At 39.5% G+C, this 15,884-nt stretch carries 13 protein-coding genes; 9 read left to right on the top strand and 4 right to left on the bottom strand.

The annotated features are described in order from the left end of the window. The first annotated feature begins 64 nt into the window (after positions 1–64). The 6 genes from murG (at position 65) to HWV58_RS00780 (ending at position 8,390) form a co-directional block, all read left to right on the top strand. The gene (gene murG / locus HWV58_RS00805; RefSeq protein ID WP_175632683.1) at positions 65–1,168 is read left to right on the top strand and encodes an undecaprenyldiphospho-muramoylpentapeptide beta-N-acetylglucosaminyltransferase; all 1,104 of its coding nucleotides are present in this window, start codon (positions 65–67) and stop codon (positions 1,166–1,168) included. 111 nt (positions 1,169–1,279) lie between these two features. Beyond that, a complete protein-coding gene (murC, locus tag HWV58_RS00800) occupies positions 1,280–2,635 on the top strand; it encodes a UDP-N-acetylmuramate--L-alanine ligase (RefSeq protein WP_175632237.1) in 1,356 nt (451 codons plus the stop codon). Further along, on the top strand, positions 2,628–3,848 hold the full coding sequence (locus tag HWV58_RS00795; protein WP_175632236.1) for a cell division protein FtsQ/DivIB: 1,221 nt from the start codon (positions 2,628–2,630) through the stop codon (positions 3,846–3,848). The genes murC and HWV58_RS00795 overlap by 8 nt, the downstream gene beginning before the upstream one ends. A 5-nt stretch (positions 3,849–3,853) precedes the next feature. Further along, positions 3,854–5,212: a cell division protein FtsA gene (gene ftsA, locus HWV58_RS00790; protein WP_039473398.1), complete on the top strand. Its 1,359-nt coding sequence runs from the start codon at positions 3,854–3,856 to the stop codon at positions 5,210–5,212. Positions 5,213–5,342: 130 nt separating this feature from the next. Next, entirely contained in the window at positions 5,343–6,977 is a 1,635-nt protein-coding gene (gene ftsZ / locus HWV58_RS00785; protein ID WP_175632682.1) for a cell division protein FtsZ, read from the top strand. Between the two features lie 171 nt (positions 6,978–7,148). Continuing rightward, on the top strand, positions 7,149–8,390 hold the full coding sequence (locus HWV58_RS00780; protein WP_175632235.1) for an aminotransferase class I/II-fold pyridoxal phosphate-dependent enzyme: 1,242 nt from the start codon (positions 7,149–7,151) through the stop codon (positions 8,388–8,390). A gap of 66 nt (positions 8,391–8,456) precedes the next feature. On the opposite strand, the gene HWV58_RS00775 is transcribed toward HWV58_RS00780, so the two are convergent. Further along, complete coding sequence (locus tag HWV58_RS00775; RefSeq protein ID WP_175632234.1) at positions 8,457–9,272, bottom strand: alpha/beta fold hydrolase; 816 nt, start codon at positions 9,270–9,272, stop codon at positions 8,457–8,459. Positions 9,273–9,787: 515 nt separating this feature from the next. Between HWV58_RS00775 and HWV58_RS00770 the strand changes: the two genes are divergently transcribed. The 3 genes from HWV58_RS00770 (at position 9,788) to HWV58_RS00760 (ending at position 12,002) form a co-directional block, all read left to right on the top strand. Beyond that, positions 9,788–9,964, top strand: a complete 177-nt coding sequence (locus tag HWV58_RS00770) for a hypothetical protein (RefSeq protein WP_010602932.1) — start codon at positions 9,788–9,790, stop codon at positions 9,962–9,964. A gap of 378 nt (positions 9,965–10,342) precedes the next feature. Next, on the top strand, positions 10,343–11,317 hold the full coding sequence (locus HWV58_RS00765) for a helix-turn-helix domain-containing protein (RefSeq protein ID WP_175632233.1): 975 nt from the start codon (positions 10,343–10,345) through the stop codon (positions 11,315–11,317). A 202-nt stretch (positions 11,318–11,519) separates the two neighbouring features. Continuing rightward, the gene (locus tag HWV58_RS00760; RefSeq protein WP_175632232.1) at positions 11,520–12,002 is read left to right on the top strand and encodes a GNAT family N-acetyltransferase; all 483 of its coding nucleotides are present in this window, start codon (positions 11,520–11,522) and stop codon (positions 12,000–12,002) included. Between the two features lie 94 nt (positions 12,003–12,096). Here HWV58_RS00760 and dapA read toward each other — a convergent pair whose 3' ends face one another. The 3 genes from dapA to HWV58_RS00745 form a co-directional block, all read right to left on the bottom strand. Further along, on the bottom strand, positions 12,097–12,984 hold the full coding sequence (dapA, locus tag HWV58_RS00755; protein WP_175632231.1) for a 4-hydroxy-tetrahydrodipicolinate synthase: 888 nt from the start codon (positions 12,982–12,984) through the stop codon (positions 12,097–12,099). 85 nt (positions 12,985–13,069) lie between these two features. After that, on the bottom strand, positions 13,070–15,082 hold the full coding sequence (gene ligA / locus HWV58_RS00750) for an NAD-dependent DNA ligase LigA (RefSeq protein ID WP_175632230.1): 2,013 nt from the start codon (positions 15,080–15,082) through the stop codon (positions 13,070–13,072). Positions 15,083–15,204: 122 nt separating this feature from the next. Beyond that, on the bottom strand, positions 15,205–15,882 hold the full coding sequence (locus HWV58_RS00745) for an ACP phosphodiesterase (protein WP_175632229.1): 678 nt from the start codon (positions 15,880–15,882) through the stop codon (positions 15,205–15,207). Positions 15,883–15,884: the final 2 nt, after the last annotated feature.

Below are 15,884 nucleotides of genomic sequence, written 5' to 3'. Positions count from 1 at the left end.
GGGTTGAGCGGTAGAAAGTTAAGATCAGTGTACTCAGTGATAAAAAAATATAATAAAACAGAAAATAAATAATCCCCAAAAAATTATCATATCAGGTGGTGGCACGGGCGGGCACATTTTTTCCGCCGTAGCCATAGCCAATGCGCTCAAACGCTTGGTTCCTGCTTGTGAAATTTTTTTTTTGGGTGCAATAGGCCGGGTGGAAATGGAAAAAGTTCCGGCGGCCGGATATAAGATTATTGGTTTAAATATCAGTGGAATGCAACGCGGTTCGATTGTAAAAAATCTGGCACTTCCATTTAAGGTAATTGGTAGCGTGCGTAGGGCGATACAGATTATTAACGATTTTAAACCTGATGCAGTTGTAGGTGTTGGTGGCTATGCTTCCGGACCTTTGTTGTATGCAGCATCTTTGAAAGGAATTCCATACCTGATACAGGAACAGAATTCTTATGCTGGTGTTACCAATAAATGGCTGGGTAAAAAAGCATCCAAAATTTGTGTGGCTTTTAATCAGATGGATCAGTTTTTTCCAGGCGACAGGATTTTGAAAACCGGTAACCCGGTTCGTCAGGAAGTGGTAGATATTAAGGGTAAACACCACGCCGGTGCCGAACTGTTAAAGCTCGATCCTTTGAAAAAGACCATTATGGTTACTGGTGGGAGTTTGGGCGCCGGTACATTGAACAAAGCGATTGAAAAACATTTGCCCGAAATAATTGCGCAGGACGTGCAGGTGATCTGGCAAACAGGTAAATATTACTACAAAGGAATAATTGAAAGGTTAGGGGTAGATTATCACCCGAATGTTCGTATTCTGGAGTTTTTAAATAAAATGGACCTGGCTTATGCTGCTGCCGATGTAATTATCTCGCGGGCAGGAGCAGGAACCATTGCAGAACTTTGCCTCATTGCAAAACCGGTAATTTTGGTGCCTTCGCCCAATGTGGCAGAAGATCACCAGACCAAAAATGCGATGGCACTGGTGAAAAATGGAGCAGCGATATTAATTAACGATCGTTCTGCAGAAGATACCCTGGTGAAAGAGGCTTTAGCCTTATTAAAAAATAAAGTGCAAAGTGAGCAACTCTCTGCAAACCTGGCTAAAATGGCATTGCCAAAGGCAGATGAGATTATTGCAGGAGAAGTATTGAAATTGATTAAGTAAGTAGAGATATGAAAATAAAGATGTGAGATATGAGGAATTAGATTTGAGATAAGCGTTATGTCGCATTCTCAGGTCTCAAATCTCAGATCTATCATCCCAAATGTAAATAAAATGGAGTTAAGTAAAATAAATAGGGTTTTCTTCGTAGGTATCGGTGGTATCGGGATGAGCGCGCTTGCCCGTTATTTTGCTAAACGCGGGCAGGTGGTTTGTGGTTACGATAAAACCAGGACCAAACTGACTGAAAAACTAGAACAGGAAGGTATTTTGATAACCTACCTGGATGAAGCTGCTTCATTGCCATGTGCATTTTTAGATAACCAGGATGATACTTTAGTTGTATACACGCCAGCTATACCAAAAGATTCGAAGATTTTAAATCACTTCAGCCATAAAGGTTTTAGCCTTAAGAAACGTTCCGAAGTGTTGGGCATTATCAGTAAAGGCATGTTTTGCATTGCAGTTGCCGGCACACATGGTAAAACTACTACTTCGTCAATTGTAGCGCATATATTAAAAGATACAGGTTACGATTGTACAGCCTTTTTAGGTGGCATAACAAGCAACTACAACAGTAATGTACTTTTTGGCGATAACAATGTGGTGGTAGTAGAGGCCGATGAGTACGATCGTTCATTTCTTACTTTACATCCCGATGTTGCGGTAGTAACTTCAATGGATGCCGATCATTTGGATATTTACGGTGATAAAAGCCATTTGGAGGAATCTTTCCGTTTGTTTGCTGCGCAGTTGAAAGAAGGTGGAAAGCTTTATACGCATGAAGGTTTGCCTTTAGCTGATGGCATCAGTTATGCTGCAAGTGCAACCGCAAGTGCAAGAGCTGAAAATTTGAGGGTGGAAGGTTCCAAATTTGTGTTCAATTATACCGATGCTACGCAAAGTATAAAAGATATCAGCTTAATGCTTCCTGGAAAGCACAACGTAGAGAATACCACAGTGGCCATTGCCATTGCGTTGGCTTTAGGTATTGATGCAGATAAAGTGAAACAAGCGGTTGCGAATTTTAAAGGGGTAAAGCGCCGTTTCGAATATATTGTAAACAACGGCAATCAGATTTACATCGATGATTATGCACATCACCCCGAAGAACTGAGAGCCTGTTTTGACGCGGTTAGACAACTGTATCCGGATAAAAAGCTGACGGTAATTTTTCAGCCGCATCTGTTTACTCGCACCAGAGATTTTGCTGATGAATTTGCAAAAGTTTTGAGCACTGCCGATGAACTGTTGCTGATGGAGATTTATCCAGCCAGAGAATTGCCTCTTGCAGGTATAAATGCGCAGTTTCTGCTCGATAAAATCACTTTAAGTGATAAGAAAATATGTGGAAAAGATTTTGTGGTTCAGTACGTTAAGGACACAAAGCCTGAATTAATTTTAACTGTAGGTGCCGGTGATATTGATACCATTATCGAACCTTTAAAAAATACTTTGAACAATGCTTAAGCGGATAAACTGGAGCGCAATTTTTACTGGCTTTGCCTGGCTGATCAGTCTGGCAGGGGTGGTTGTGCTTTTGGGTTTTATCAACGTTAAAAAGCAAACGGTAAAGTGTACCGATATTAAGATTATTATTCCCGGTGCCGATAATTTTATCGAGCGCGAAGAAATTGACGAAATTTTAAAGCAGGATCAGGGGGTATTATTGGGCAGAAACCTGGAGAATATCAATATCCACCAGATTGAAAAGAAATTGCAATCCAACCCCTATATCGGCTTTGCCAAGGTGTATGTAGATATGGATGGGGTATTGCACATTGAGGTGAAACAACGCCAGCCAATTGTACGTATTTTAAATGAAAGCGGTCAGGATTTTTACATCGATAACGATGGTTTGAAAATGCCGATTTCCTCAAACTTTACTGCAAATGTTTTAGTGGCAACCGGGCACATTACCGAAGTTTTTGGTAGCCGCGTAGATACTTTGCATACAAAATTGGGGCGCGATTTATATAAAACTGCCCAGTACATTAAAAAAGATACGCTTTGGGATTCGCAGATCGAACAGATTGTGGTTGATCAGAAAAACGACATCACACTGATCCCCCGCGTAGGTAACCAGCGCATCATTCTGGGTAATGCCGATTCGCTGGAAAAGAAAATGAAAAACCTGTTGCTGTTCTATAAAAAAGCAATGCCGCAGGTAGGTTGGGATACTTATAAAACCATAAATATCAAGTATACCAATCAGATTGTATGCGAGAAAAGAGATTCGACAGAATTGGGAAAAAAAGGCAAAACATTTTCTGCTGCCGATAGTTTGAGGATACAACGTAGTGTAGCCGATTCGCTGATCAGAAGTACAATTGGAGATGCAATGGATGATAGGCCTGAAGCCGCAGAGCCCGAAAAAGAGGAGCCTAAAAAGGTAGTGGCGGCAAAGCCCGAACCGAAGAAACCTGAACCGAAAAAAGTGGAACCTAAAAAGGTAGAAACCAAAAAAACGGAAACAGCCAAAAAAGAAGAAAAAAAACCGGCAGCAACGTCGGCCACTAAGCCAAAGGAAATAAAGCCTGCGGATAAAAAAGAAAAACCGAAGCAAGCGGTAACAACACAGCCAAAGCCGGCAAAATCTGAGGCAGATTTAAAAAAACAGAGAGAGGCGAGAGAGAAAGAAATCAGAGCCCTGGAAAAACAGTATAAAACTCAGCAAAATTAACGAATATGGACAAGGCAAAATTTACCAGTCAGTCGCCCATTGTAGTAGGATTGGATATCGGTACTACAAAAATTTGTGTTATCGTTGGTCGTAGAACACAGCACGGTAAGATAGAGATCTTAGGTATTGGAAAAGCAGAATCGGCAGGAGTAACACGTGGGGTAGTTTCTAATATCCAAAAAACCGTACAGGGCATTGCTCAAGCAGTTGAAGTAGCAAGCGGACAATCTAATGTAGAAATACAGGTGGTAAATGTGGGTATTGCTGGTCAGCACATTAAGAGCTTACAGCACCGAGGAATTTTAACAAGAAGAGAATTAAACAACGAAATCGGCAAAAAAGATATCGACAAGCTGATTGATGATATGTTTAAGCTGGTAATGCCTCCGGGTGAGGAGATCATCCATGTATTGCCGCAAGAATTTACCATCGATAACGAGCCGGGTATCAAAGATCCGATTGGTATGGCAGGAGTACGTTTGGAAGCCAACTTCCACATCATCTCAGGTCAGGTTACCGCAGTAAAAAATATCATTAAATGTGTAAACAATGCAGGGCTGCAAACTCAGGATTTAATTCTTGAGCCATTGGCTTCGTCTGAATCGGTGTTGAGCGAGGAAGAAAAAGAAGCTGGTATTGCCCTGGTTGATATTGGTGGTGGTACAACCGATATCGCTATTTTCCACGAAGGTATTATCCGTCACACAGCGGTTATTCCATTTGGAGGTAATAGTGTTACCGAGGATATCAGAGAAGGCTGTTCGGTGATGCGCAACCAGGCTGAGTTGTTAAAAACGCGTTTCGGTTCTGCATTGGCTGAAGAGAATAAAGAAAATGAAATCATTTGCGTTCCGGGTTTACGTGGCCGCGAACCAAAAGAAATTTCAGTTAAAAACCTGGCCTATGTTATTCAGGCCCGTATGGAAGAGATTATTGAGCACGTGTATTACGAGATCAAATCTTCGGGTTATGAGAAAAAACTGATCGGTGGTATTGTTATTACCGGTGGTGGTGCTTTGCTGAAACACTTATCTCAAGCTGTTGAATATGTAACCGGTTTAGATTGCCGCATTGGTTATCCTAACGAGCACTTATCTAAATACGAAGATATGCCTAAAGCCATCTATGACGACTTAAAGAGCCCGATGTATGCAACCAGTGTTGGTTTGTTGATTAAAGGAATTCAGAAAGCAGAAGAGCTGATTGAAGAAATGAAACAGCCTGGCGTTTTTGTTGAGAAACCAAAAGCAGCTAAGGAAAAAGAAAAACGCGGACCAGGTTTATTCGATAAATTATTGGCAAAAACAAGAACTTTCATTCAGGATGATATGAATGTGAGCGATGAAGATTACTTGAAAAGCTAATTATTTTTCAACAAAGAAAGAGTTTTCCACATTCTTAACACTTGTGGAAAACGTCTGTTGAAAAAGTGTTAATATTACATTGAGTAATGAACAGAATTTAAAAATTTTTAAACAACTGATTCATAAAGATATGCAGTTCGAAATGTTAAAAGATAAGTCTTCAATCATCAAGGTAATTGGTGTTGGAGGCGGTGGCGGCAACGCGGTGAACCATATGTACCTGTCGGGTATTACTGGTGTGGATTTTATTATTTGTAATACAGATGCCCAGGCTTTGGAATCTAGCCCTATACCTAACAAGGTACAATTAGGTGCAAGTTTAACCGAAGGAATGGGTGCTGGTTCTATTCCTGAGGTTGGTAAAAACTCGGCAATAGAAAATATAGATGATATTAAGGCAATGTTGGGTAGTACCACTAAAATGCTTTTTATTACGGCAGGAATGGGTGGTGGTACCGGAACAGGTGCTTCGCCAATTATCGCAAAAGCTGCAAAAGAACTTGATATTTTAACCGTGGCCATTATTACCACGCCTTTTTCTTTCGAAGGGAAAAGACGTAGGTTACAGGCCGACGAGGGGATGGAAGAACTGAAAAAATACGTAGATTCTTATCTCGTAATTTCTAACGACCGCCTGCGTGAGATTTTCGGAAACTTAACCTTAGGCTCAGCTTTCGGTCAGGCCGATGATATCTTAACCACCGCTGCAAAAGGTATCGCCGAAATCATTACTGTACCAGGTTATATCAACGTGGATTTTAAAGATGTGCGTACTGTAATGAAAGATAGCGGTGTAGCCATTATGGGTAGCTTTGCTGCCGAGGGCGAAGATCGTGCATTACAGGCCGTTGAAGGTGCTTTGGCTTCTCCATTGTTGAAAGACAATGAAATTGAAGGCGCCCGTTACATCTTGTTGAATATCAGTTCAGGTTTGCGTGAGGTAACCATGGATGAAGTGTCGATCATTACTGATTACATTCAGGAAAAAGCGGGTTTATCTGCCGATTTAATCTGGGGTAACTGTACCGACGAATCTTTGAGCGATAAACTTTCTGTTACCATTATTGCTACAGGTTTCCAAACTTCAGAAGAACGCGTACACGAAGAAAAAAATAAAAAGAAAATATCACTTTTAACACCAGAAGAAGCTCCGCTAGTTCGTCCCGTTGAACCAGTAAATTCTTTTATCCAGCCTAAAGCAGCTCCTTCTTATGAGCCTGTTTTAAAGGCTAAGGAAGAGATTTCGCAAGTGGATCTGTTTGGTGGTATGTTCAATAAAACTGAACCTCAGAAAGTTCAGGAACCAGAAAACAATGTGGTTCGCCATACATTGATTGAGGAAGAGCCGCACGCCATTGAGGAAACTCAGGAAACAGGCTTTGAATTTGAAGTGAAACTGGCAGAAACCAATTTCGTTTTTGAAACACCAGTTGCAGAAGTTGCTCAAATGCATGTACCTGAACCAGAACCCGAAATGCCGGTTGTTGGTTTAGATGATGATAAGAACGACGAATCAATGGAAGAGCAATTGAAAAAATCGAAAGAACGTATTTTACGTTTAAAAGATTTAAGCATGAAATTGCGCACTACAAATGGTTTACAGGAGCTGGAAAACGAACCTGCTTACAAACGCAAACAAATGCAGTTACAGCAAGTTCAGCATTCATCAGAGTCACAGGTTAGCCGTTTTACGCTAAGCAACGATCAGGATGGAGGTACAGAAATCAGACCTAACAACTCTTTTCTGCACGATAACGTTGACTAAATCGACCCAAATAATACCTTTAAAAGCCCCGAAATATAAACCGGGGCTTTTTTGGCATAAAATTGGTACGTTGAAAAAGTTAATTGACAATCAGTGGATGAATACGGTTGATTTTAAGCTGAATAAAGCTTAAATTCGCAAAATTTTTATTATAAAAAAACAGATAATACATTGGATATATTTGATAAAATAGCAAAGCACATGGGCCCGCTTGGTCAACACCAGAAATGGTCTCATGGGTATTTCTCATTTCCAAAATTAGAGGGAGAAATTGCACCACACATGCAGTTCCGTGGAAAAGAGCACTTGGTTTGGAGTTTAAATAACTATTTAGGTTTAGCCAATCACCCCGAAGTTAGAAAAGCAGATGAAGAGGCTGCAGCAAAATTTGGTATGGCCTACCCAATGGGTGCCCGTATGATGAGCGGTAACTCAAACTATCACGAGCAGTTAGAACAGGAACTTGCAGCATTTGTTGGTAAACCCGATGCATTTTTATTAAACTATGGTTACCAGGGAATGGTATCTATTATCGATACTCTTGTAGATAGAAATGATGTTGTAGTGTACGATGCCGAATCGCACGCTTGTATTGTAGATGGTTTACGTTTGCACATGGGTAAACGTTTCGTATACAAACACAACGATATTGAGAGTGCCCGTAAACAATTAGAGCGTGCTACCAAATTGGTTGAAGAAACTGGCGGTGGTATTCTTTTAATTACCGAAGGGGTTTTCGGAATGAGTGGTGCACAAGGTAAATTAAAAGAAATTGTAGACCTTAAAAAAGATTTTAATTTCCGTATCCTGGTTGATGATGCACATGGTTTTGGTACCATGGGTAAAACTGGTGCAGGTACACACGAAGCTCAGGATTGCATAGAAGGTATTGATGTATATTTCGGTACTTTTGCCAAATCTATGGCCGGTATAGGTGCATTTGTAGCTTCTACAGAACAGATTACCAATTTCTTAAGGTATAATATGCGTTCTCAGACTTTTGCGAAGGCATTACCAATGCCAATGGTTATCGGTTTGTTAAAACGTTTAGAACTGTTAAAAAGCAAACCGGAATTAAAAGATAAGCTTTGGGAAATCGCCATGACCCTGCAAAAAGGTCTGCGTGAGCGTGGTTTTGATTTAGGTGTTACCGATTCAGTGGTAACTCCGGTATTCTTAAAAGGAGAGCTAACAGATGCCACAGCAATCACTTACGATTTACGTGAAAATTATAGCATTTTCTGTTCAATCGTAGTGTATCCGGTAATCCCGAAAGGAATGATCGAGTTGCGTTTAATTCCTACTGCCGTACATACTTTAGAAGATGTTCAGCGTACTTTAGATGCATTTAGTGAAGTAGCAGAGAAACTAGAAAGCGGTTATTATAAAGAAAACCAATTTGCCACTGCATAAGCGGCAATTAAAATAAAAAAAACCGGTTATTTAATCAATAACCGGTTTTTTGCGTTTAAGACTTCTCTAAGACTTAATAAAATCCAAAATATCTTTATTAATAGTTTCAGCTTCAGTAGTTGGCATACCATGCGGAAAACCCGGGTAAGCAATCAGTTTGCCGTTTTGCAATAGAGCTACTGTTTTGGGAGCCTGATGAAAAGGTACAATCTGGTCATCTTCGCCATGTAGCACCAATACCGGTACTTTTATGCTTTTTAGGTCTTCGGTTAAATCGGTTTCAGAAAAAGCTTTAATGCCTTCGTAATGTGCTTTAACAGCGCCTGCCATGCCTTGGCGCCACCAGTTGTTTTTAACGCCCGCACTTGATTTTGAACCTTCGCGGTTGTAACCGTAAAATGCATCTGTAAAATCATGATAATATTGTGCCCTGTTAAAACCTGTTCCCTGGCGTATTTCATCAAAAACAGCTAAAGGCACGCCTTCAGGGTTTTGCTCGCTTTGGATCATAACTGGCGTTATAGCGCTAATTAATACCGCTTTTGCAACGCGATCGCCATTTTTGGCCACATATTTGGCTACTTCGCCACCACCGGTAGAGTGGCCAATATGTATTGCATCTTTTAAATCTAACGCAGCGGTTAATTCGGCAACATCAGCAGCATAGGTTTCTATGTTATGCCCTACTGAAGCCTGGCTCGAACGGCCATGTCCACGGCGATCGTGCGCAATTACGCGGTAACCCTGGTTAACAAAAAACATCATTTGCGTATCCCAGTCATCACCCGATAAGGGCCATCCGTGATGGAATACGATAGGTTGTCCTGTACCCCAATCTTTATAATAGATTTCGGTGCCGTCTTTTACTTTAATTGTACTCATAGCTTTAAATATTTTATGAATTTTTGTGGGCGATAGTTGCAATTTACGTTACATTCTTTAATTAATTGTTAACCATTTGTTCATTTGTTAACTGGTTCATTCGTTCAATGGCTCAAAGATTATTATTCACGGATTTTCCAGGTTTTTGCTCATTACTTATTGAACCATTGGTTGTTTATTAAGAGCCTTTTCAATTTCAGGCAATTTTGTAGTTTAATTTTTCGCTTGCAGGACAATTCATGACTGCGGTATGTGTATAAATAAAATTACATATAGGCGTTTTAAGCCTTTTTCAAGCGTTTTATTGACGTTTTGGTTTGTATTTAATTGATAAACAAATGCTTGACTGCTTTTTTTTGTATTATATATGTTTATAATTATCGTTGATGTGGAAAAAAAAGCCCTTTAAAGGCCGTTTTTTATCACATTAAAAGTTTTTTTATTACACTAAACCGTTTAAATTAGAGTTAGATAATTAAAAATCAAACCTTTAAAATTATAGGAGCCATAAAAAAATGAAAAAATTTGAAGAAGTGAAAAGTTTAGTGGCAGCTTTAGAAGCTGATGCAGACAAGTTTTATAACAAAGGCAACAGCGCAGCTGGAACCCGCGTACGTAAAGGTATGCAAGATTTAAAAAACCTAGCCCAGGCCATTCGTTTAGAGGTACAGGATACCAAGAACAAAGCCTAAGCCATCGAAAATATTTAAACAAAGGTCTCTTGAAATTTTCAGGGGCCTTTGTTCTTTAAGTGCCACTGGTACACTAAATTATATTCCTGTTTCTTTCCGCTTTGTAAAAATAATAAGATGATTTAATAAGCATTATGCTATTCTGCCGATAAGTCTTATTTGTTTTCTATTTTTGTTAGCATTAAAATTTCTTTACAAGTTGACCATTTATGGTGTAAAGACTTGGCTGCTCCTCATTTTTGCCCTGAATACCAGGTATTTATTTAAAAAATTACTCCTGTGTTAATTAAATAACATGCTGAGGTAGAAATCTAATCAATATTTTTTTGTTGTGAGCAATGGGCTGAAGATAGATAAGCGCAAGTAATTTAGGATATAATGTCGGGAAATTTAAAATACAATCGTTCAAATAAAGAAGACATTAATCGCCTACTTGGGATTATGTCTGTTGTGTATCCCGTTAGTAAAGAGCTTGTTAGAGAGTTTGAGCAGCATATCCTGGAACTCAGTATAAAGAAAGATCAAATTCTTTTTAATGAAAATGAAGTATGCGAATACATCTATTTTATTAAAAAAGGTGCCTTAATGGGTTGTACTACGCATAAAAAACAAAAGATTACAACCTACATATCCATCGAAAATGAATTTGTGAGTTCAATATCTGGGCTGCACGGGCTCGTTCATTCACAAGAACATGCTATTGCTGTAGAAGATACCGATCTGCTGGCGATTCATAACCGCGAAGTTAACCGACTATTTCTGCAACATTTCGAACTGAATTATATCTTTAGGGTAATTTTAGAGCGGTATTATAAACATGCCCAGCAAAGGGCGCATATTATCCGTGTAGGTAACGCTAAGGAACGCTATCAGTATTTTGCTGAAACCAATCCCGGTTATTTAGATCGTCTGCCTTCCGACTTGATTGCTTCGTTGCTTCATGTAAAACCTTCAACACTTTTAGGGGTGAAAAAAAGTTTTGCAGTGCAGGAAGAGCGAAACAAGGAACTCGAAACGTGGGAACAAAAGTTGAGAGGCCATATGGACACACACCAATCTTTCAGGAATAAAGAAATCAGGTTGCAGTCATTAGCTAAGGAAATTGGCCTAAGTAGCCATAAACTCTCTATCGTACTCAATAGTTATATCAATAAGACTTTTATCGATTACATTAATCAATATCGCATCAATTGGATCAAGGACAGTCTTCGTAATCCCGAAATCGTTCAGAATTTCACTTTAGAAGCGTTGGCTTACAGTGCAGGCTTTTCATCTCGCAGTGCTTTTTACAATGCTTTTAAAAAGCTGGTGGGAATGAGTCCTGCCGAATACGCCAAAAACGGCTGTCCATAAAAACGTTGTCTTAACGTTTTTGTTACGAAAATACACTTTTAGACAACTTTTTAGGATATACTTGTGTTGATTTATAATACAGGACAAACTTGTTTTGTTCAATATGTATAAAAGGTACTGTTTTTGGTATTTTTGTAGTATAAACAAGATAGACTATAGGGTATTTAGGTATTTTTTTTGATTTGAAAATTTGATATAAGCTATGGTAAGAGCAATGCGTGCAGCTGATTGGGATGAGGTAAGTACGATTTATCAGCAAGGAATCGAAACCGGTATGGCAAGTTTTAGAACTCCCGAAATGTCTTGGGAAGACTGGGACTCCTCACATAGTAAAGTGTGCAGGTTTGTGGCCTGTAAGGATAAAGAAATTGTAGGCTGGATTGCTTTGTTGCCTGTGTCGGCTAAATATGATAGGCTAGGTGTAGCTGAAATAGAAGTTTACGTAAAGCAGGAACATAAAGATAAAGGCATTGGTTTTTTACTATTGGATACCTTAATTAAGGAGAGCGAAAAAGTAGGGGTGTGGATGTTACAGGCAGGGATTTTTTTACAAAATGCAGCTGTACTGAAAATCCACGAAAAGGCAGGCTTTAGGGTTGTGGGCTATCGCGAAAAGATTGGTAAAATAAACGGGATATGGCAGGATAATTTGCTCATGGAACGAAGAAATATGTTAATTGTCTAAAAGGAAAAATCCCTTTGAATTAGCTGTAATTCAAAGGGATTTTTTAATTGTGAGCCCGATTAATCAAATATTTAACCTCCGGGCACCATTTATTTTAAGCTACAACACTTAATTTTTCAATTTCTTTCACAATTAATTGTTCAAGTTGCGAAGAAGCTTTAATTAATGGCAGTCTAACTGTGTCGCCACAAATACCGATATGTTTTAGTGCCGCTTTGATACCTGCAGGATTGCCTTCAGCAAAAGCCAAACGGGTAAACTCGATCAGGTTTAAGTGAGCTGGAGTAGCACCTTTAAAATCGCCTGCCAAACATTGTTTCACCATATCAGAAAGTTGTTTAGGCAAAGCATTTCCGATTACCGAAATAATGCCTGATGCACCAAGCGCAATCATAGGTAAAGTGATCGGATCATCACCAGAGATTAAAAGGAAATCTGCTGGTTTATCTCTCATAATCTGGTTAAACTGATCGAAACTGCCCGAAGCTTCTTTAGTAGCAATGATATTTTTAAAATCGTGTGCCAGTCTGCAGGTAGTTTCCGGACTCATGTTGCTCATGGTACGCCCCGGAACATTATACAAAATCAAATCTAAAGGAGATACTTCAGCCAGATATTTGTAATGCTGGTAAATACCTTCTTGTGTAGGTTTGTTGTAATATGGACTAACCGATAGAATGGCACTGTAACCGGCTGTATCGAAGGCTTTCATATCTTCGGCTACTGCCAAAGTGTTGTTACCACCTATTCCGGCAACTAAAGGTAGTCTGTTATTGTTAATTTCAGCAGTATAGGCCCACACCTTCTTCTTCTCGTCCTTGGTCATAGTGGCAGTTTCGCCGGTTGTACCTAAAGAAACGAGGTAATCTATCCCTCCGTCTACCAAATGATTAATCAGGTTTTTTAAACCATTATAATCAACTGATCCATCTGTGTTGAAAGGTGTAACCAATGCTACACCAGTACCCTGAAATTTGTTCATTTTTAATTAATAATTATTGAATTTTGAGTGAGGAATTGAATGAATGCTTACATTCAATCATTTATAATTTCAATCCCTCTCTCATTTATTTTATCATTTCTAATAATTCTGCATCGCTGATGATTGGTATATTGAGCTTATTGGCCTTTTCCAGTTTTGAAGGCCCCATGTTGTCGCCTGCTACCAGATAATTTAATTTGCCCGAAATACCGCTTAAAATCTTGCCTCCATTGGCTTCAATCATATCTTTTAGCTCATCGCGGCTATAGTTTTCAAAAACGCCCGAAATTACGAATGTTTTTCCAATAAGTCGGTCACTATCAAGTGTAATTACTTTTTCTTCAATTTCAAACTGCAATCCGGCTAATTTTAATAATTCTACCTGCTGTAAATGCTCCGATTTTCCAAAATATTCAACAATGCTCTCTGCAATGCGCTGCCCGATTTCGTCAATGGCGATTAATTCTTCAACAGTAGCCTTCGATAGGTTATCGATATTTTTCACGCCGGCAGCTAATTTTTTCGCCACCGTTTCGCCTACGTAACGGATACCCAAACCAAACAACACCTTCTCGAAAGGCATTTCTTTAGATTTTTCGATACCGGCAATCATGTTGTCGATAGAGCGTTCGCCAAAACGATCGAGTGTTTTTAACTGATCTGATTTTTGGTGAAGCGTATACAAATCACTAATGTGGTTTATCAGGCCATTTTTGTAAAAAGTTTCGATCGTCTCATCACCAAGACCATCTATATTCATCGCTTTACGCGAGATGAAATGCTGTATTTTTCCTACAATTTGCGGCGGACAACCTTCATCGTTAGGGCAGTAATGAACTGCTTCACCTTCTTTTCTGATGAGCTCGGTACCACACTCAGGGCAATTGTGTAAATAGTTAACTTTAATAGAATCTGCTAAACGTTTATCCAGATTAACTTTAATAATCTTAGGAATAATCTCACCACCTTTTTCTACAAATACGGTATCGCCAAGATGAAGGTCTAAACGTTCAATCTCATTGGCATTGTGCAAGGTGGCACGTTTAACAGTTGTTCCGGCAAGTAAAACAGGCTTTAAATTGGCTACCGGCGTTACTGCACCCGTTCTGCCTACCTGGTAGGTTACTTTTTCTAAAATGGTTTCAACCTCGGCTGCTTTGTATTTGTAAGAAATGGCCCAGCGTGGCGATTTGGCAGTAAAGCCAAGTTCCTGTTGCTGAGCAAAACTGTTTACTTTAATTACAATCCCATCAATGTCGTAGCTGAGCTTAAAACGTTCTTCTTCCCAATGGTGAATAAAATCAAGTACCGCATCGATGTTAGCAACCAATCTGTTGTGCTCGCAAACATGGAAACCCCATTCTTTTACCGCATTCAGGCTATCCCAGTGGTTCTTGAATTCATTTTTATCGGTGTATAGGAAGTAAATAAAGCCATCCAAAGGGCGTTTAGCTACTTCTTTACTGTCTTGCATTTTGATTGTACCTGAAGCGAAATTACGTGGATTGGCATAAGGGATTTCTCCCAATTCTTCGCGGGCAGCGTTTAAGCGTAAAAAAGCCGCTTTGTGCATAAAAATTTCACCCCGAATTTCGAAATGCTCGGGTGCTACGGACTGTTTAAGCTGATGTGGAATGGTGTGGATGGTTTTAACGTTAGCCGTTACATCATCTCCTTTGGTACCGTCTCCGCGGGTTACTGCCCTGATTAGTTTACCGTTTTCGTAGGTCAGGCTGATGGATAGTCCATCAAATTTTAGTTCGCAAACATATTCGAAATTATCGCCAATGGCTTTACGAATGCGTTCGTCAAAGTCGCGCAAATCCTGCTCGTTATAGGTATTCCCAAGCGAGAGCATGGGGTATTTATGGTTAACGGTAATGAAATTTTTGGTCACATCGCCGCCAACACGCTGGGTAGGAGAGTTGGGGTCCGCAAACCCGGGGTTTGCATGTTCCAGATCCTGAAGGTGTTTTAGTTTTTTATCGAACTCGTAATCGCCAATGGTAGGCATAGCCAGTACGTAGTAATTATAATTGTGCTGGTTGAGCTCGGCAACCAGGGCATCCATTTCTTCTTGTATCGCTGTTAAGGGCATTTACAAATATAAAAAAAGGATGAAAGGGTTTTTATGATTTGCAAACAAAAAGCTTTAGTGTACACGGAAAATTGAGCTGATCTAAAGTTCAATTTAAATGCGAAATGAAAGGATGTACTGTTTTAGATTTCAAGTTTCCTTTCGATTTCCTCAAAAATCGCCATAAAGTCCTTTTGTAATATTTCTTTAAAAACCACCAGTTCAAAAGTAAGCTGCTGTAACTGCTTTTCGCCAAGGGTTTCGGGCCAGAGGCGCATGCAAATCCGGTTTAAGGCATAGCTGATATTGTCTATCTTTTGATAGCTGAGCAAGTATTTGCTACTGATAAAGCCGTCGAGAAATTTGAAAAATACGGTTTGATCCTTTAAGCCGCAATGTTCCAGGAAATCGGTGAGTGATTCTTTATTAATAGCATTCAGGTGATCGTAAAAATGGTTTACCTGTATCAGGTTATGTTCAATCAATAAATGATCGAGCAACAATTCGAGCCCGATATGTGCCAGGAAGGAGGGACGTACCAGCGTGTTTTCAACGACGGGTTTAATCAGCTGCTTGAGTACAGCTGTTTTCTCAAAAAAGAAAGCAGAAGAGTGGAAATGCAAATCGACTGCTAAATGTCTTTTCCAGCCGGTTAGCAGGTTTTCTTCGTCAGGGTTGCCTTTAAACAGAAATTCATTTTTCTGAGGATACAGGTTGGCATCCTTCATTGCATTTTTAATTAAATCGGGTAAAACAGTTCCCATTACCACACTGGCATCCTGATTTGACCTGTCGAAATAATAATGGGATAAAAAGTTCATAT

It is taken from the genome of Pedobacter ghigonis (assembly GCF_903166585.1).
Taxonomy (GTDB): domain Bacteria; phylum Bacteroidota; class Bacteroidia; order Sphingobacteriales; family Sphingobacteriaceae; genus Pedobacter; species Pedobacter ghigonis.
The sequence above is the reverse complement of the archived record's forward strand: the minus strand, read 5'-3'. Positions and strand labels throughout refer to the sequence as shown.